The organism is Longimicrobium sp. (genome assembly GCA_036389795.1).
Classification (GTDB): Bacteria; Gemmatimonadota; Gemmatimonadetes; order Longimicrobiales; family Longimicrobiaceae; genus Longimicrobium.
In genome coordinates this window covers 20,108-35,534 of sequence record DASVWD010000224.1, presented here as the reverse complement: position 1 = coordinate 35,534, position 15,427 = coordinate 20,108, and the positions used below count along the sequence as shown (strand labels likewise).

The following is a 15,427-nucleotide window of genomic DNA, read 5'->3' as shown; positions in this document are numbered from 1 at the left end:
AAACGTGGATCAGCAGGCCGAAACCCGCTCCGAGGCGCCCCAGCGACGCTCAAATCGTCCCGAACGCGGACCAGAGCACCGCACGACCGAGCGAGGAGCGTCGCAGGGCACCGCCTCAGTGTGGATTGCAGGATTTGGGTTGAAGCCTTGCGGGTTGTGAGGCTTTCTGCGGTGGTTGCCGCGGGTTCACGCGCCCGCAAACCCCCGGCACCCCCGCGCGTGTTGACCCGCGCGCTTTCGCTTTGTATCGTAAAGTGGACCGCGGCTTGCGGCTGGAGCTGTCCAGGCAGGGCACAGATTGGACGAACGCGGCTCATCCTCATAGATTGGCACCGCTTACGGCGCGGGTAGGCGCCGGATTCGTCACCACAGGAAGGAACCCAAGTGGCGCTACTCGAGAAGGTCCGGTCCCCCGCGGACGTCCGCGCGCTCCCCGAGGGCGAGCTGCGGCAGCTCTGCGACGAGGTGCGCGACCGCATCATCGACGTGGTCTCGCGGCACAAGGGCGCCCACTTCGGCTCCAACCTGGGGACCGTCGAGCTGGCCGTGGCGCTGCACCGGGTGTTCGACACCCCGCGCGACCAGCTCATCTGGGACGTGGGCCACCAGGCGTACCCGCACAAGATCCTCACCGGCCGCAACGACCGGATGGACACCATCCGCAAGAAGGGCGGCCTCTCGGGCTTCCTGCGCCGCGACGAGAGCGAGTACGACGTCTTCGGCGCCGGGCACGCCGGCACCTCCATCTCGGCCGCCGTGGGCGTGGCCGCCGCGCGCGACCTGCGCGGGGAGGACTTCGAGGTGATCGCCGTGATCGGCGACGGGTCGATGACGTGCGGGCTGCCGTACGAGGCGCTCAACAACGCCGGCCACACCGACCGCGACCTGATCGTCGTCCTCAACGACAACGAGATGTCGATCTCCCCCAACGTGGGGGCGCTGCACAAGTACCTGGGGATCCACAAGCGGCTCACCGACGTGCGCACCTCGCCGCTCTACAACCGCGTGCGCGAGGAGGTGAAGCGGGTGATCCACGCCATGCCGCGCCTCGGCACGCTGGGCGAGATGGTGGAGCACTTCGCCATGCGCGCCGACGACGCGATGAAGGGGATGTTCGTCCCCGGGATGCTCTTCGAGGAGCTGGGCTTCCGCTACGTGGGGCCGGTGGACGGGCACGACGTGGACCAGCTGGTGGAGACCTTCGCCGGCGTGCGGCAGATGAAGGGGCCGCGGCTCGTCCACGTCCTGACGACGAAGGGGAAGGGCTTCGCCCCCGCCGAGGCCGACCAGGTGAAGTGGCACGCGCAGGGCGGCTTCGACAAGGTCACGGGCGCGCCGCTCAAGCCCTCGTCCGGCGGGCTCCCGCGCTGGCAGAACGTCTTCGGGCAGGCGCTCACGGCGCTCGCGGCCGAATATCCCGACGTGGTGGCGATCACCGCGGCGATGGCCACCGGCACCAGCACCGACATCTTCGAGAAGGCGTACCCCGGGCGCTTCTTCGACGTCGGCATCGCCGAGGCGCACGCCGTCACCTTCGCGGCGGGGCTGGCCACGCAGGGGATCAAGCCGGTGGTGGCCATCTACTCCACCTTCCTGCAGCGCGCCTACGACTCGATCGTGCACGACGTGGCGATCCAGGATCTGCCGGTGCTCTTCGTGATGGACCGCGGCGGGATCGCGGGCGACGACGGGCAGACGCACCACGGCGGGCTCGACATCGCCTACATGCTGGCGGTGCCGGGGATGACCGTCGCGGCGCCGAAGGACGCCGACGAGCTGATCGGGCTCCTGCGGCTGGGGATCGAGTGGGGCCGGGGGCCGTTCTCGATCCGCATCCCCCGCGACGCGGTGCCGGCGCTGCCGAAGCCCGTGGCGGAAGTGCCCGCGGTGGAGTACGGGACGTGGGAGACGCTCCGGCAGGGGAAGGACGTGGCGATCCTGGCGGTGGGGACGATGGTGCAGCCGGCGCTCGCGGCGGCCGAGGCGCTCCAGCGCGAGGGGGTCAGTGCCACGGTGGTGAACGCCCGCTTCGTGAAGCCGCTGGACGAGCGCACGCTGGAGCGGCTCTTCCCGCACCACTCGCACCTGCTGACGGTGGAGGAGGGGACGGTGGTGAACGGCTTCGGCAGCTACGTGCGCGCGTACGTGGCGGGGCGCTGGCCGGGGGTGCGCGGCGCCTCGCTGGGGCTCCCCGACGCCTTCGTGGAGCACGGCGAGCGCGGCGAGCTGCTGGCGGAGCTGGGGCTCACCTCCGACGGCATCGCGGCGCGGGCGCGCGAGCTCCTGGGCAAGCCGCTCCGGAAGCTGCTTGAGACCGCCTGAGCCCGGCGGGGGGCCGCGGCGCATCGGCGTCGTGGGCCACCCGCGCTACGCCACCTTCGCGGCCGCCCTCGCCCGTCTGGCCGACCTGGCCGGGCGGGAGGGGGCCGAGCTGTTCTACGAGGAGGCGCTGCTCGATCTGGTCCCCGGCGCCCGCCCGCTCACCCCCGAGATCTGCCCCGGGCTGGACCTGCTGCTCACCCTGGGCGGCGACGGGACGCTCCTGCGCGGGGCGCGCCTGGTGGCGCTGCACTCCGTGCCGGTGCTGGGGATCAACTTGGGGCACCTGGGGTTCCTGACCTCCGCCGCGCCGGCCGAGCTGGAGGCGGCGCTGGAGCGGTGGCTCGAGGGCGACTTCGCGCTCGACGAGCGGATGGCGCTGGCGGTGCGGGCGGAGGGCGAGGACGGCCGCGGGTGCGGCACCTACGTGGCGCTCAACGACGCGGTGCTGCACAAGGGCGGCGCGGCGCGGGTGATCCGCCTGGCGGTCTCGGCCTCGGGCGAGGAGGTGGGCACCTACAGCGCCGACGGGATCATCCTCTCCACGCCCACGGGGTCCACCGCCTACTCGCTCTCGGCGGGCGGGCCGATCGTCTCGCCCTCGGTGGACTGCATCGTGGCCACGCCGATCTGCCCGCACACGCTGGGGGTGCGCCCGCTGGTGCTCCCGGCGGGCGAGGTGCTCACGCTGGAGGTGCTCTCGCCCAGCGAGGAGCTGATCCTCACCATCGACGGGCAGGAGCACGAGCGGCTGGTGCCGGGGCAGAAGGTGGTGGTCCAGCGCGCGGAGCGCCCGGTGTGCCTGGTGCGCTTCCCCGGCCAGACCTTCTTCTCCACGCTGCGCCGCAAGCTCCGCTGGGGCGACTTGGCCGAGCGGGAGGGTGACGCCCCTCCCCCGTAGAGCGGTCGGATCGACGAAGAAAACGGAGACGGGGCGCCTCCTTCTCGCAGGAGGCGCCCCGTCTTCCGTTCCCGGGACCCGCGGTCAGACGGCGCAGTTGCAGACGCCCATCTCGCAGAAGCCGTGGGCGAACGGGCCGAACTGCGCCTGGCACTGCTTGTTGCACTGCCCCGGGCTGCACGTCGGGTCCCTCTGCGCCTCCGCCGGGCTGGCGAACGCCTGCACCGCGCCGAAGCCGAGCGCCGCCATCATCGACGCTGCCAGCAGCCCGTTCCGGACCTTCGTGAACATCGTGCCCATGTCTTCCTCCGGGTTCGTGTGCGGCGGGTCCAGCCGACCCGCACTGGGGTGAGGGCGGAAAAAGGCGGGCAACATGCGTTCCGCCGCGCGACGTCCCGGGTCCCACTTCGTCGCAGACGGGACAAACTGGGGCGCCTCTTTGTCGGAAAGGACGCTCCCGTGACTTCTGCAGGGTGCTTCGGCCGCTGACCCCAACGCTGTCATCCTGAGAGACTTTTGAGAAACGTCACTTTGGCGTACTCGGAGGTCCTACTGGGTGGTCTACAGAGCCTCCGCAGAGGGAATCAGCCGCGGATTTGAGATTGATTTCGCGTGCTGAAGCACCAAAGGAGCGGTTCCTCAATAGTCTCTGAGGGCGCGGGAGCTGAACTCGCGTCTGCACAAGAGCTTGCCGCGCCCGAAGGATCTGCGGGTCGGGACCGGGTGAGGGTCGGGGTGACGTGCGAGCCCGGTCCGCACCTCCTTCAGTCGCCGTCCGGCGTCCGGGCGATGGAAAGTCTGCGCGGCGGCTCCTTCAGGATGACAGCGTCGAGGTCGAGTCGGTAACCGGCATCCTCACGAACGAAACGCTGGACGGTGGTGTCGCTGCGCGGCAGATTGCGGGGTGGCCCCGCCACCTGTTTTACCTCTCTGGAAGGACGGTCGGGCATGAGCACGATCTCCGTCCCCCTCGGCGCCGCCTCCCCGGCCGAATCCGCGGTCTCCGCCGCGCCCGCCGCCACCGCCTGCCCCTCGTGCGGCACCGCGCTCGCCGGCGCCTTCTGCCACGCCTGCGGCGAGGGGAACCCGGCGGTCGAGGACCGCTCGCTCCGCCGCTTCTTCCGCGAGGTGGCGGACGAGCTCACGCTCGACTCGAAGGTGCTGCGCACGGTGCGCCTGCTGGTGACGCGGCCGGGCGAGCTGACGCTGGAGTACCTGCGCGGGCGGCGGCGGCCGTACATGAGCCCGCTGCGGCTGTACCTGGTGGTCTTCGCGGTCACGCTGATCCTGGCCTCGCTCCTTGAGCCGGCCCCGGGCGCCCAGGCGGGGAACGGAACCTCGGACTTCCTCGAGAGGACGATGGACGCGGTGCAGAACGCCCTCGCGCAGGCGCGGCACATCACGCCCGCCGAGGCCAGGGAGGAGCTGACCGACCGCACCAGAGGGCTGGTCACGTGGTTCGCGGTGCTCACTCCCTTCATCTTCGCGGCGTTCCTGCAGCTCGCGTACGTGCGCCGCAAGCGGTGGTTCACCGAGCAGCTGGTGTTCGCGACCCACTTCGCCGCGTTCAACTATGTGGTGGGGATCCTGTTTCTCCCGATCCAGTACGGTGCCGTGGGGCTGGGACAGGCCGCGGTGATCCCGCTCGGGCTGCTCGCGTTCGCATGGGTGTGCGGCTACCTCTACCTCGCGCTGCGCCGCGTGTACGACGGGCCGCGGCTGGGGACGGCGGTCCGTACCTTCTTCCTCACCATGGGACTGTCCGTCGCGCAGATGGTCACGGGGATGCTCGCGCTCGGGGCCGCCGTCGTGGCGCTGCTGTACTTTTGAGCGAAGCTCGATGAACGACGAGAGCCCCGGCGCGTGCCGGGGCTCTTCGCCTTCCAGGCCGAGCCGGCCTACCCCTCCGGCGGAGGGGCCGGCGGTGGCGGCGTGGGACGGATGACGCGCACGGAGTCGCCCGGAACCGGCTGCCAGGGACGCGCGTCGCGCGGCTCCCGCGGCGGCGGAAGCTGCGTCGGGGGCCGCGTGGTGTCGGGGCGGATGAGCCGTGGGGGCTTCGTCGCCGGCACCGGTGGCCGGCCCGCGCTTGGAGGAACCCCCGGCGGCGGGGTCGGCATCATCGTCGGACGTGTCGGCTGGCCGGGCGCGGGTACGGGCGGCGTCGGCATCGTGGCTACCGGCGGCGCGCCGGGGCGGCCGGCGGCGGGGCGGGAGCGCGCGTCGTGCACCTTCTCCACCTCGCGCGCGATCTCCTTCCACACCTCGGCCATGAACTCCGCGTCGCGCCGGTGCGCGGCCACGAAGCGGGTGAGGTCCTTCTCCGTCACCCGGTGCTGCTTGAGCGCCGCCTGGCGGAGCGCGGCGGCGTCGCCGGCGGTGTCGGGCACCGTGCGCAGCGCCACGTTCGCGGCGACGAAGCGCGCGCGCGGGATCGCCGCCGCCGCGTCGCGCCCGCCGCACGCGGCAACGGCGAGCGCCAGCGCCGCGAGGGCGGGGAGTGCGGTGATTCGCATCTTCTTTCCCGAAAACGAATTACGCATGACCGGGTAAACACCGCCGCCCGCGCCGCGGTTCCCGCTTCCGCCGGGCCGGGCGTCGCAGGCTACCGGCGGGGCGAAGTGCTGTCAAGGCGCCGCGTTGCGCCCCGCGCCGCCGCCCCCTAGCTTCGGACGGCCCACCCGCGGGCCCGCACCCCAACTCCGGCAACGCAACCGATGACGCGCAGCACCCGCAGCCTCGCGCTGCTCGCCACCCTCGCCGCGGCGCCGCTCGCCGCCCAGCAGGCGCCGCCCTCGCCGGCCCAGGTGCTCGGCTACGAGCTGGGCGAGCGCTTCACCCCGTACGCGGGCGTGCAGCAGTACGCGAAGGCGCTCGACGCCGCCAGCGACCGGGTGGAGTACCGGCCGTACGGCGAGACCTACGAGGGGCGCGAGCTCTTCCAGCTGGTGGTCGCCACCCCCGGGAACCTGCGGCGGCTGGACCAGATCCTGGCCGCCAACGCCGAGCTGGCCCGCGGCGCCGGCCCCGAGCGCGCCCGGCAGATCGCCGCCGCCAACCCGGCGGTGGTCTACTTCAGCTACGGCGTGCATGGCAACGAGAGCTCCTCCAGCGAGGCGGCCCTGTGGACCGCCTGGGACCTGGCCCGCGACGCCCCCGAGGTGCGCGGCGCGCTCGACTCGCTCGTGGTGATCATCGACCCCGTCACCAACCCCGACGGGCGCGACCGCTACGTCAACTGGTACCGCTCGGTGCGCGGCGCCGTCCCCGACCCCGACCCGCAGTCGCGCGAGCACCGCGAGCCGTGGCCGGGCGGGCGCTTCAACCACTACCTGTTCGACCTGAACCGCGACTGGAGCTGGGCCACGCAGGAGGAGACCCGGGCGCGGCTGGCCACCTGGTGGCGGTGGAACCCGCAGGTGCACGTGGACTTCCACGAGATGTTCTTCAACAGCTCGTACTTCTTCTTCCCCGCCACGGCGCCGATCAACCCGATCTACCCCGAGCACATCCTGGAGTGGGGGAAGCGCTTCGGCCAGGCCAACGCGCGCGCGTTCGACCAGCACGGGTGGGCCTACTACACCGCCGAGGCGTTCGACCTCTTCTACCCCGGCTACGGCGACAGCTGGCCCAGCCTCACCGGCGCGGTGGGGATGACGTACGAGCAGGCGGGCCACGGCGCCGCGGGGCAGGCGGTGGCGCGCGAGGACGGCGACACGCTCACGCTGCACGACCGCGCCGAGCACCACCGCACCAGCGGCCAGGCCACGCTGCGCACCGCCGCGGAGGGGAAGACGCGGCTCCTGCTGGACTACGCCGAGGCCGCGCGCACCGCCGGCGACGGCGAGCAGGACTTCCTCCTGGTCCCCGGCGAAGACCCCTCGCGGGTGGAGGCGCTGGTGGCGCACCTCCGCCGGCAGGGCGTCGAGGTGGAGCGCGCCCAGTCCGGCTTCACGGCGCGGGCCACCGCGTACGCGGGCTTCCCGGCGCGCGGCCAGTTCCCCGCGGGCACCTACCGCGTGCGCGCCCGGCAGCCGCTCGGCCGCCTGGCGATTACGCTGCTGCAGCAGGAGACGCAGCTGAAGGCCGACTACTCGTACGACGTGAGCGCCTGGAGCCTCCCCTACGCGTACGGCGTGGCCGCCTACCGGGTGGCGCCGGGCACGGGGAGCGGGTGGACGAGCGTCGCCGCGCCGAACGGGCCGGCCGAGCGCCCCGCGCCCGCCCCGGGGTACGGCTACCTGGTGGCGCCGGGCGAGGGCGCCTCCGCCGCGGTGCTGCGCTTCATGGAGGCCGGCGGGCGGGCGCGGGTGCTGGTGAAGCCCTCCACCTTCGGCGGGCGGCGCTTCCCGGCGGGGACCTGGTTCATCCCCGCGCGCGGCAACGACTCGCTGCAGGCGCGCGCCACGCGGGCCGGGCTCGGCCCCTTCGCGGCGGTCGCGGCCACGGGGCTCAGCGAGAACGGGATCGACCTGGGGAGCGAGAACGTGCTCCCGGTGAAGGCCCCGCGCGTGGCCCTGGTCTCGGGCGACGGCGTCTCCGCCACCTCGTTCGGGTCGATGTGGTTCTACCTGGAGCGCGAGCTGGGGCTCAGGCTCGACGTGGTGCAGGGCTCCGACCTGGCGAGCGTGGACCTGTCGGAGTACGACGTGATCGTCCTCCCCGACGCCAGCCCGCGCGCGTTGCGCGGGGCCGACGAGGCGCTCAAGGGCTGGATCCAGAAGGGCGGGCGGCTGGTGGCGGTGGGGGGCGGCGCCGCGGCCGTGGCGGCGCTGGCCGAGGTGAAGACGCGCGAGTCCCCGCGGGACAGCTCGCGCGACCGCTTCCTGGCCGGCCGCGAGGAGCGCGAGAAGCAGGAGTGGCGGCAGGAGGTGCCGGGCACCATCGTCCCGGTGACGCTGGACCCCGCGCACCCGCTGGCCTTCGGGGCGGGGCTCGACGCCGCGCCGGAGAGGACCTTCGTGCTGCACCAGGGGAACCGGATCTTCGAGCCGGCGGAAGGAGTGGAGTCGGTGGCCTACTTCCCGCGCGACCTGTCGCGCATCTCCGGCGTGATCTCGCCCGAGAACCTGCGCAACCTGGGGCAGGGGGCCTGGCTGGTGACCAAGCGGATGGGGCAGGGGAGCGTGGTGCTCTTCGCCGACGACCCGCTCTTCCGCCTCTTCTGGCGCAGCACCCAGCCGCTGCTGGTGAACGCGATCCTGCTGGGACCCTGAAACGACAGGGAACAGGGGACAGGGAACAGGGGACAGCCAGCCACTTCGCTCCGCAGTTGCCGGCTGTCCCCTGTACCCTGTTCCCTGTCCCCTGCAGTTCCGTCACGCACTTCCGTACTCCCGCAGCGGCCGGTCGGTGAGCACCATCGGGCGCGGCAGGCCGGCCTTGCGCAGGTAGCCGCTGGAGCCGCGCAACTGGTCGGTGAGCACCTTCTTCTCGCGGAAGAGCGAGAGCTGCTGCTCGGGCGCCGCCAGGTGCAGCTCGCGCTCGATCTCGGCCAGGCGCGCCTGGATCGAGCGGGCGCGGATCAGCTGCAGGCTTCCCCAGAAGAACTGGTCGGCCGGGTTCAGCGTGGCCGCCTCGGGGTCGCCGCGCAGCTCCTCCACCAGCGGGAGCACGTCGGGCGCGAACACCCGCAGCCACTCGCCGTCGGCGTCGCGCCGCCCCTCGGCCTCCACCAGCCCCGCGAAGATCCGCTGGTACGCCGGGTGGCGGAAGTCGCCCGGCGACAGCTCGGCGCCCGCGCGCTCCACCCACGCCTCGTCGCGGAAGAGCAGGAGCAGCAGGATGCGCTCCGGGTTCTCCTGCGCCCGCGTGGCGTCGCGCGCCTCCTGCGCGCGGCGCCCCTCCACCCGCTGGCGCCGCTCCTCGGCCGAGGCGGGCCCGCCGCGCGCGCCCGGCCCCGGCGCGGGGGCCGCGGCCACCTCGCGCTCCAGCGTCTCGCGCGCCACCCCCGTCTTCTCGGCGATGCGGCCCACGTACACGCCGCGCAGCACCTCGTCGCTCGCGGCGCGCACCGTGGGGAGCAGCGCGTCGATCGCCTGGCGGGTGCCGCGGATCGAGGAGAAGTAGTCCTTGCGCTCCAGGATCTGGATCTTGCGCTCCAGCACGTCCACCGCGTCGTCCAGGTACTTCCGGAGCGCCGCCGCCCCCTTCGCCCGCACCAGCGAGTCGGGGTCCTCGCCGTCGGGGAGCGTGGCCACCAGCACCTCCACCCCCACCGCCAGCAGCGCGTCGCCCGAGCGGAAGGTGGCCTTGAGCCCCGCCTTGTCGCTGTCGTAGAGGAGGATGGCGCGCCGGGCGTAGCGCGCGATCAGCGCCGCCTGCTCCTCCGTCATCGCCGTCCCCAGCGGCGCCACCGCGTTCTCGACGCCGTGCGAGGCCAGGGAGACGTAGTCCATGTAGCCTTCCACGACGAGCGCCGTTTCCTCCTTGCGGATGGCGCCCTTGGCCCACCCCAGCCCGTAGAGCACGCTCCCCTTGTGGTAGATCGGCGTCTCGGGCGAGTTGAGGTACTTCGGCACGTGCTCCTCGGCAGTCCCCAGGATGCGCCCGCCGAAGGCCAGCACCCGCCCGCCCAGGTCCTCGATCGGGAAGATCACCCGGCCGCGGAACACGTCGTACGGCTCCCTCCCCGACTTCGACTGCTTGAGCAGCCCCAGGTCCAGCAGCATCTCGTTGCGGATGCCGTGCTTGCGGGCCGCGTCGCCGAACGCCGTCCACTCCTCGGGCGCCCATCCCAGCCCGAAGCGCTCCGCCGCCTCGCGGCTGATCCCGCGCCGCTCCAGGTAGGCGCGCGCCTCCTTCCCGCCGTCGCCCTCCCAGAGCTGCCGGCGGAACCAGTCGCGGGCGAAGGCGTTGACCTCGTAGAGGGGGCGGTTGGGGTCCTCCTCGCGCCGCTCCTCGCGCTCGTCGGGGACGGCGATCCCGACGCGGGCGGCCACCGCGCGGATCGCCTCGGGGTAGGTCATCCCCAGGTGCTTCATCAGGAAGGTGTAGGCGGTGCCGCCCTCCCCGCAGACGAAGCACTTGTAGAAGCCCTTGGCGGGGTCCACCGAGAAGTTGGGCCCCTCGCCCCCGTGCAGCGGGCAAGGGCCCCGGAAGGTCCGCCCGGAGCGCTTGAGCCGCGTGTGCTCCGAGACGATCTCCACGAGGTCCGCCCGCGCGCGGATCTCCTCGACCAGGTGGTCCGGGATCGGCATGCTAGGGGACAGGGCACAGGGAACAGGGGACAGCCATCGCCTTCATCTCACCTCATCGAATCCACACCGATCCAGGACTTTCGCACTTTCGCACTCACGCACTTCCGCACTGCCGTTTGGGCGTGTCCCTCCGCTGCGCTCCGGGCCGGGCTGCGCGCGCGGTAGGGCACGGTACGACTGTGCCCAACCGCGCCGGGCCACCGCCGCCACGATACCCCTGTGGCGGCGGCGTCCCGGCCCTCCGGGCGCGCATCCCTCACGCGGGTTCTGTCGCGGCGATGAGTTCCGTAGGGGCGAACCTGCGAGTCCGAAGACAGGTAGCCCTCGGCACAGGTGGCCGCCCCCCGCGCATGGGCTGGCATCCGCCGGTCGAGGCAGGCTTCGCCCCTACGGACGCCTGTCCTGCTCCGCCCGTCAAGTTCACCCTCTCCCGAAGTTGGGAGAGGGTTGCCGCTCCAAGGCGGCGGGTGAGGGCCCCCCGCGGCTGCGCCGCACCCGCCCTCACGCGAACTCGATCACCGTCACCCCCGTCCCCCCCTCGTACATCTCCCCCGGCCGCTGCACGCGGATGCGGCGGTCGCGCTCCAGCAGCTCGCGCACGTGGGCCCGGAGCGCCCCCGTCCCCTTGCCGTGGATGATGCGGAAGCTCGGCAGCCCCGCCAGGATCGCGTCGTCGATGGCGCGCCCCAGCACCGTCTCCACCTCGTCCACCCGCATCCCGCGCAGGTCCACCTCGGGGCGCGCATCCACGTCGTGCACGAACCAGCCGCCCGCCGGCCTCTGCCGCTCCGCCTTCTGGTCGCCCGGCGGGAGCACCGTCAGGTCCTCGCGCGGGAGCCACAGGCGCATGGAGCCCGCCTCCACCATCGCCTTCCCGTCGCGCAGCTCCACCACCGTCCCCGTGCGCCCCAGCGACTCGATCCGCACCCGGAGGCCCGGCGCCAGCTCGGCCGCCGCCTTCTCGGGCCTGCGCTCCGCCGGCTTCCCCGGCGGCTGCCGCCGCTCCGCGGGCGCCTTCTCCTTCTGCCGCCGGGCCGCCTCCTCCACCCGCCGCCGCGCCGCCTTCGCCGCCTCGTCCAGGCTGGCCTGCTCGGCCGCCGCGCGCAGCTCCTGGATCGCCTGCTCCACCTCGGCGCGCGACTGGAGGAGGAGGTCGCGCGCCTGCTGCCGCGCCCGGCGCTCCGCGTCCTTCTCGCGCACCACCAGCGAGCGCTCGCGCTCCTCGAGCTCCTCGCGCAGCGCTTCCGTCTCGGCCAGGAGCCGGTCGGCGCGCGCGGTCTGCTCGTCCAGGCGCTGCTCCTTGGCCTCCAGCTCCAGCAGCAGCCGCGCGACGTCGCGCTCGCCCTGCGGGAGCGCCGCCTCCGCCGTGTCCAGCACCCCCTGCGGCAGCCCCAGCCGCCGGGCGATGGCCAGGCCGTACGAGCGCCCGGGGACGCCCTTCACCAGGCGGTAGGTGGGCTGCAGCCGCTCGGCGTCGAACTGGAGCGACGCGTTCACGATCCCCCGCTCCCGCGTGGCCAGCAGCTTGAGCTGTCCCAGGTGCGTGGTGGCCACCGTGAAGCAGGAGCGCCGCGTGAGCTCCACCAGCACCGCCGCCGCCAGCGCTCCGCCCTCGACGGGATCGGTGCCGCTCCCCGCCTCGTCGGTGAGCACCAGCGACTCCCAGTCGGCCCCCTCCAGCGCCTCGCCCAGGTTCTTCAGGTGCGCGCTGAAGGTGGAGAGCGACGCCTCGATCGACTGCTCGTCGCCGATGTCGGCGAACACGGCGCGGAAGACGGGGAGCCGCGTCCCCACCTCCACCGGCGGGACCACGCCGCTCTGCGCCAGCAGCGAGATCAGCCCGATCGCCTTGAGCAGCACCGTCTTGCCGCCCGTGTTGGGGCCCGAGATCAGCAGCGTGCGCTCGCCCGGGTCCATGCGCAGGTCGAACGGCACCACGTCCCTCGACTTCGCCAGCAGGAGCGGGTGGCGCCCGTGCACCACCTCGTACTCCTCCGTCCCCGGCGGCAGGAGCGCCGGCCGGCGGCCGTCCACGCGCAGGGCGTAGCGGGCGCGCGCGTACACCGAGTCGAGCGCCACCAGCGCCTCCAGCGAGGCCACCAGCTCGGGTTGCAGGGGGCGGAGCCGGCCGGTGAGCTCGCGCAGGATGCGCAGGACCTCGCGCGCCTCCTCGGCCTCCAGCTCGCGCAGGCGGTTCATCAGCTCCACCGCCAGCGGCGGCTCCACGAAGAGCGTGGCCCCCGTGGCCGACTCGTCGTGGACGATCCCGCCCACCTCGCCGCGCCCCTCGCGCCGCACGGGGATCACGTAGCGCCCCTCGCGCACCGTCACCGAGGCGTCGGGCACCTGGTAGTGCGCCGGCAGGGTCTGCATGTACGCCGCCAGCCGCTCCACCAGCCGGGCGCGCGCCCCCTTGATCTCCCGCCGCAGCTTGTGGAGCGCGGGCGAGGCGTCGTCGCGCACCGCCCCGGCCTCGTCGACCGCGCGGCCGATCGCCGCCTCCTCCTTCTCCGCCTCCAGCAGCCCGCCGGTGAGCAGCGCCAGGAGCGGCGCGGCTTCCGCCTCGCCGGCGAAGGCGCGGCGCGTGGCGCGCGACGAGGCCAGCAGCGTGGCGATGGCGCGCAGCTGCGGCGCGTCGAGCACGCTCCCCTCCACGCGCAGCCTGCGCAGGGGCTCGCGCACGTCGGGGATGGCGGGGAGCGCCCACCCGGAGTCGCCGCCCAGGAAGGCGCGCATCTCCTCGACGCGGGTCAGCTCGGGCTCGATCCAGCCCGGGTCGGCCGACGGCTCCAGGGCGCGCACCGCCTCGGCCCCCAGCGCCGACGAGGCGTGGCGGGCGACCAGGTCGAGCGCGTCGCGGTACTCCAGGACTGCCAGGGCGTGGGGATTCATCCGGTCGTGCTGCGTGCGGGGTCCGGCTCGGCCTCTAAAGTAACTCCGCGAGCCCGCCCGGCGAAGCGCACGCAGCGCGGCGGAATCCCATCCACCGCGCTCGCCTTTAACCGAATATAAGCCGAATACAGGAGAGCGGAAAGAGGAGACCGGGAGCCGTCGTATCGGTTCGTCGGGCTTTGTCGGGAGATCGAGATCCTGAATGTCTCACGCAGAGGAGCAGAGTCAGCAGAGGGTGTTTCGCCGTTCTCTCCTGACTCTGCTCCTCTGCGTGAGATTTCTGGAAACTGCCTGAACCTCACAGAGGGCACAGAGGACACGGAGGAACAGCGGATCGGAAGAAGCTCTCCGAGTCCTCTGTGAGAGACCAGCCGTTTCAGTTTCCCACGGCCAGCGACGAGACGTGGGGGAGGAAGAAGCGGAACGTGCTCCCCGCGCCCGGCGTGGAGAACACCTCCAGCCTGCCGCCCAGCAGCTCCGCCAGCCGGCGGGCGATCGGCAGCCCCAGCCCGGTGCCGCGCCCCTCCCCGTCGCCCAGCTGCACGAAGTCCTCCCAGATGCGCGGCAGGTCGCCCGGCGCGATCCCGGGGCCGTGGTCGCTCACCTCGATCGACACCCCGGCGCCGTCGGAGCCGCAGCGCACCTCGATCGGGCGCCCCGAGCCGAACTTGATGGCGTTCGACAGCAGGTTGAGCAGGATCTGCCGGATGCGGCGCGCGTCGCCCAGCACCGGCAGCGGCCGCTCGCGCACCTCCAGCACCAGCTCGCAGCCGTGCTCGCGCGCCATCGGCAGGAGGTCCGCGTGCACCGCGTCCACCAGCGACGCCACCTCCACCTCCTCGGTGCGGGCGTCCATCCGCCCCGCCTCCAGCTTGGAGAGGTCGAGCAGGTCGTTGATCAGCTCCAGCAGGTGCCGGGCAGAGCCCTGCGAGCGCTCCACCGCCTCGCGCTGCGCCTCGGTCACGGGGTCGTACACGCCCGAGAGCAGCAGGTCGTTGTAGAGCATGATGGTGCTGATCGGCGTGCGCAGCTCGTGGCTCACCATGGCGTAGAAGCGGTCGCGCGACGCCTCGGCGGCCACGCGCTCCTGCTCGGCCCGCACCCGCTCGGTCACGTCGATCATCACCCCGATCAGCACCGGGCGGCCCTCCAGCTCGGCGCGGCTTCCGTGCACCTCCAGGTAGATCACCTCGCCGTCGGAGCGCAGGCCCCTGAGCGCGTAGCGGATGGTGGGGATCTCGCCCGAGAAGCGCAGCCGGATGTTCTCGCGCACCCGCGGCAGGTCTTCGGGGTGGACGATGCGCTCGATGACGCCGGGGTCGGCGAAGTCGGCCGGCACCCTCCCGAAGATCTGCGCGAAGCGGGGGTTCACGTAGCGGAAGCCGCCCTCCCCGTACACGTAGATCCCCGCGATCGACTGCTCCACCAGCGAGCGGAACCACGCCTCGGCCTCGCGCACCACCCGCGCGGCCCGCTCCCTGAGCAGCTGCGCGCGGCGCGCCTCCACCTCGTCCGTGGCGATCGCCGCCAGGTCGGCGAGCGCCGCCAGCTCGGCCTCGCCCCAGTCGCGCGGCCGCACGTCGATCACGCAGAAGCTCCCCAGCACGTGCCCGTCGCGGGTGGCCACCGGCACCCCCGCGTAGGCGCGCACCCCGTGCCCGGTCACCATCGGGTTGTGCCGCACCCGGTCGTCGCGCGTGGCGTCGGGGATCACCACCGGCGAGCCGGCCCGCACCACGTGCGCGCAGAGCGAGTGGCTGAGCGGCGTCTGGCGCGTCCCGGCGAGCTCCGGGGGGAGCCCCGCGGCGCTCTTGAAGAACTGCCGCTCGCCGTCCACCAGCGACAGCGTCGACACCCGCGCCCCCAGCAGCCGCACGGCCAGGCGCGTCAGCCGGTCGAACGCCTCCTCCGGCGGCGAGTCGGGGAGCCCGGTCTCGGCCAGCGCGGCCAGGCGCGCGGGGTCGCGGAGGATCTCGGCGGGATCGGGGCCCATCGCGGGTCGGGAGCCGTCGGGTCGGGTCGGAACGAAGAGCGGCCGGCGCGCCGGGCCGCGGCGGGGGGTGAACGGCAACATGCCGGGCCGGGAGCCGGCGCGCAAGGGAATTGGCCGCCCGGT

At 73.1% G+C, this 15,427-nt stretch carries 10 protein-coding genes; 4 read left to right on the top strand and 6 right to left on the bottom strand.

From position 1 onward, the window contains the following. Positions 1-384 precede the first annotated feature (384 nt). Positions 385-2,322: a 1-deoxy-D-xylulose-5-phosphate synthase gene (gene dxs, locus VF746_26555; protein ID HEX8696005.1), complete on the top strand. Its 1,938-nt coding sequence runs from the start codon at positions 385-387 to the stop codon at positions 2,320-2,322. Further along, positions 2,309-3,220 (top strand): NAD(+)/NADH kinase, encoded by a 912-nt coding sequence (locus tag VF746_26550; GenBank protein HEX8696004.1) that lies wholly within the window; start codon positions 2,309-2,311, stop codon positions 3,218-3,220. Before dxs ends, VF746_26550 begins: the two co-directional genes overlap by 14 nt. A gap of 84 nt (positions 3,221-3,304) precedes the next feature. Here the strand turns inward: VF746_26550 and VF746_26545 are convergent, their stop codons facing one another. Further along, positions 3,305-3,520: a hypothetical protein gene (locus VF746_26545; protein HEX8696003.1), complete on the bottom strand. Its 216-nt coding sequence runs from the start codon at positions 3,518-3,520 to the stop codon at positions 3,305-3,307. A gap of 464 nt (positions 3,521-3,984) precedes the next feature. Beyond that, positions 3,985-4,170 (bottom strand): hypothetical protein, encoded by a 186-nt coding sequence (locus tag VF746_26540; GenBank protein ID HEX8696002.1) that lies wholly within the window; start codon positions 4,168-4,170, stop codon positions 3,985-3,987. On the opposite strand from VF746_26540, the gene VF746_26535 reads away from it, so the two are divergent. Then, a complete protein-coding gene (locus VF746_26535) occupies positions 4,169-5,050 on the top strand; it encodes a DUF3667 domain-containing protein (GenBank protein HEX8696001.1) in 882 nt (293 codons plus the stop codon). The genes VF746_26540 and VF746_26535 overlap by 2 nt on opposite strands. 68 nt (positions 5,051-5,118) lie before the next feature. Here VF746_26535 and VF746_26530 read toward each other — a convergent pair whose 3' ends face one another. Next, entirely contained in the window at positions 5,119-5,736 is a 618-nt protein-coding gene (locus VF746_26530; GenBank protein HEX8696000.1) for a hypothetical protein, read from the bottom strand. 201 nt (positions 5,737-5,937) lie between these two features. Between VF746_26530 and VF746_26525 the strand changes: the two genes are divergently transcribed. Next, entirely contained in the window at positions 5,938-8,436 is a 2,499-nt protein-coding gene (locus VF746_26525; protein ID HEX8695999.1) for a M14 metallopeptidase family protein, read from the top strand. 102 nt (positions 8,437-8,538) lie between these two features. Here VF746_26525 and dnaG read toward each other — a convergent pair whose 3' ends face one another. The 3 genes from dnaG to VF746_26510 all read right to left on the bottom strand — a co-directional run bounded on the left by dnaG (position 8,539) and on the right by VF746_26510 (position 15,304). Continuing rightward, positions 8,539-10,419, bottom strand: a complete 1,881-nt coding sequence (gene dnaG, locus VF746_26520; protein HEX8695998.1) for a DNA primase — start codon at positions 10,417-10,419, stop codon at positions 8,539-8,541. Between the two features lie 501 nt (positions 10,420-10,920). Further along, complete coding sequence (locus VF746_26515; protein ID HEX8695997.1) at positions 10,921-13,311, bottom strand: endonuclease MutS2; 2,391 nt, start codon at positions 13,309-13,311, stop codon at positions 10,921-10,923. Between the two features lie 376 nt (positions 13,312-13,687). Then, positions 13,688-15,304, bottom strand: a complete 1,617-nt coding sequence (locus VF746_26510) for an ATP-binding protein (protein ID HEX8695996.1) — start codon at positions 15,302-15,304, stop codon at positions 13,688-13,690. Between the last annotated feature and the right edge of the window lie 123 nt (positions 15,305-15,427).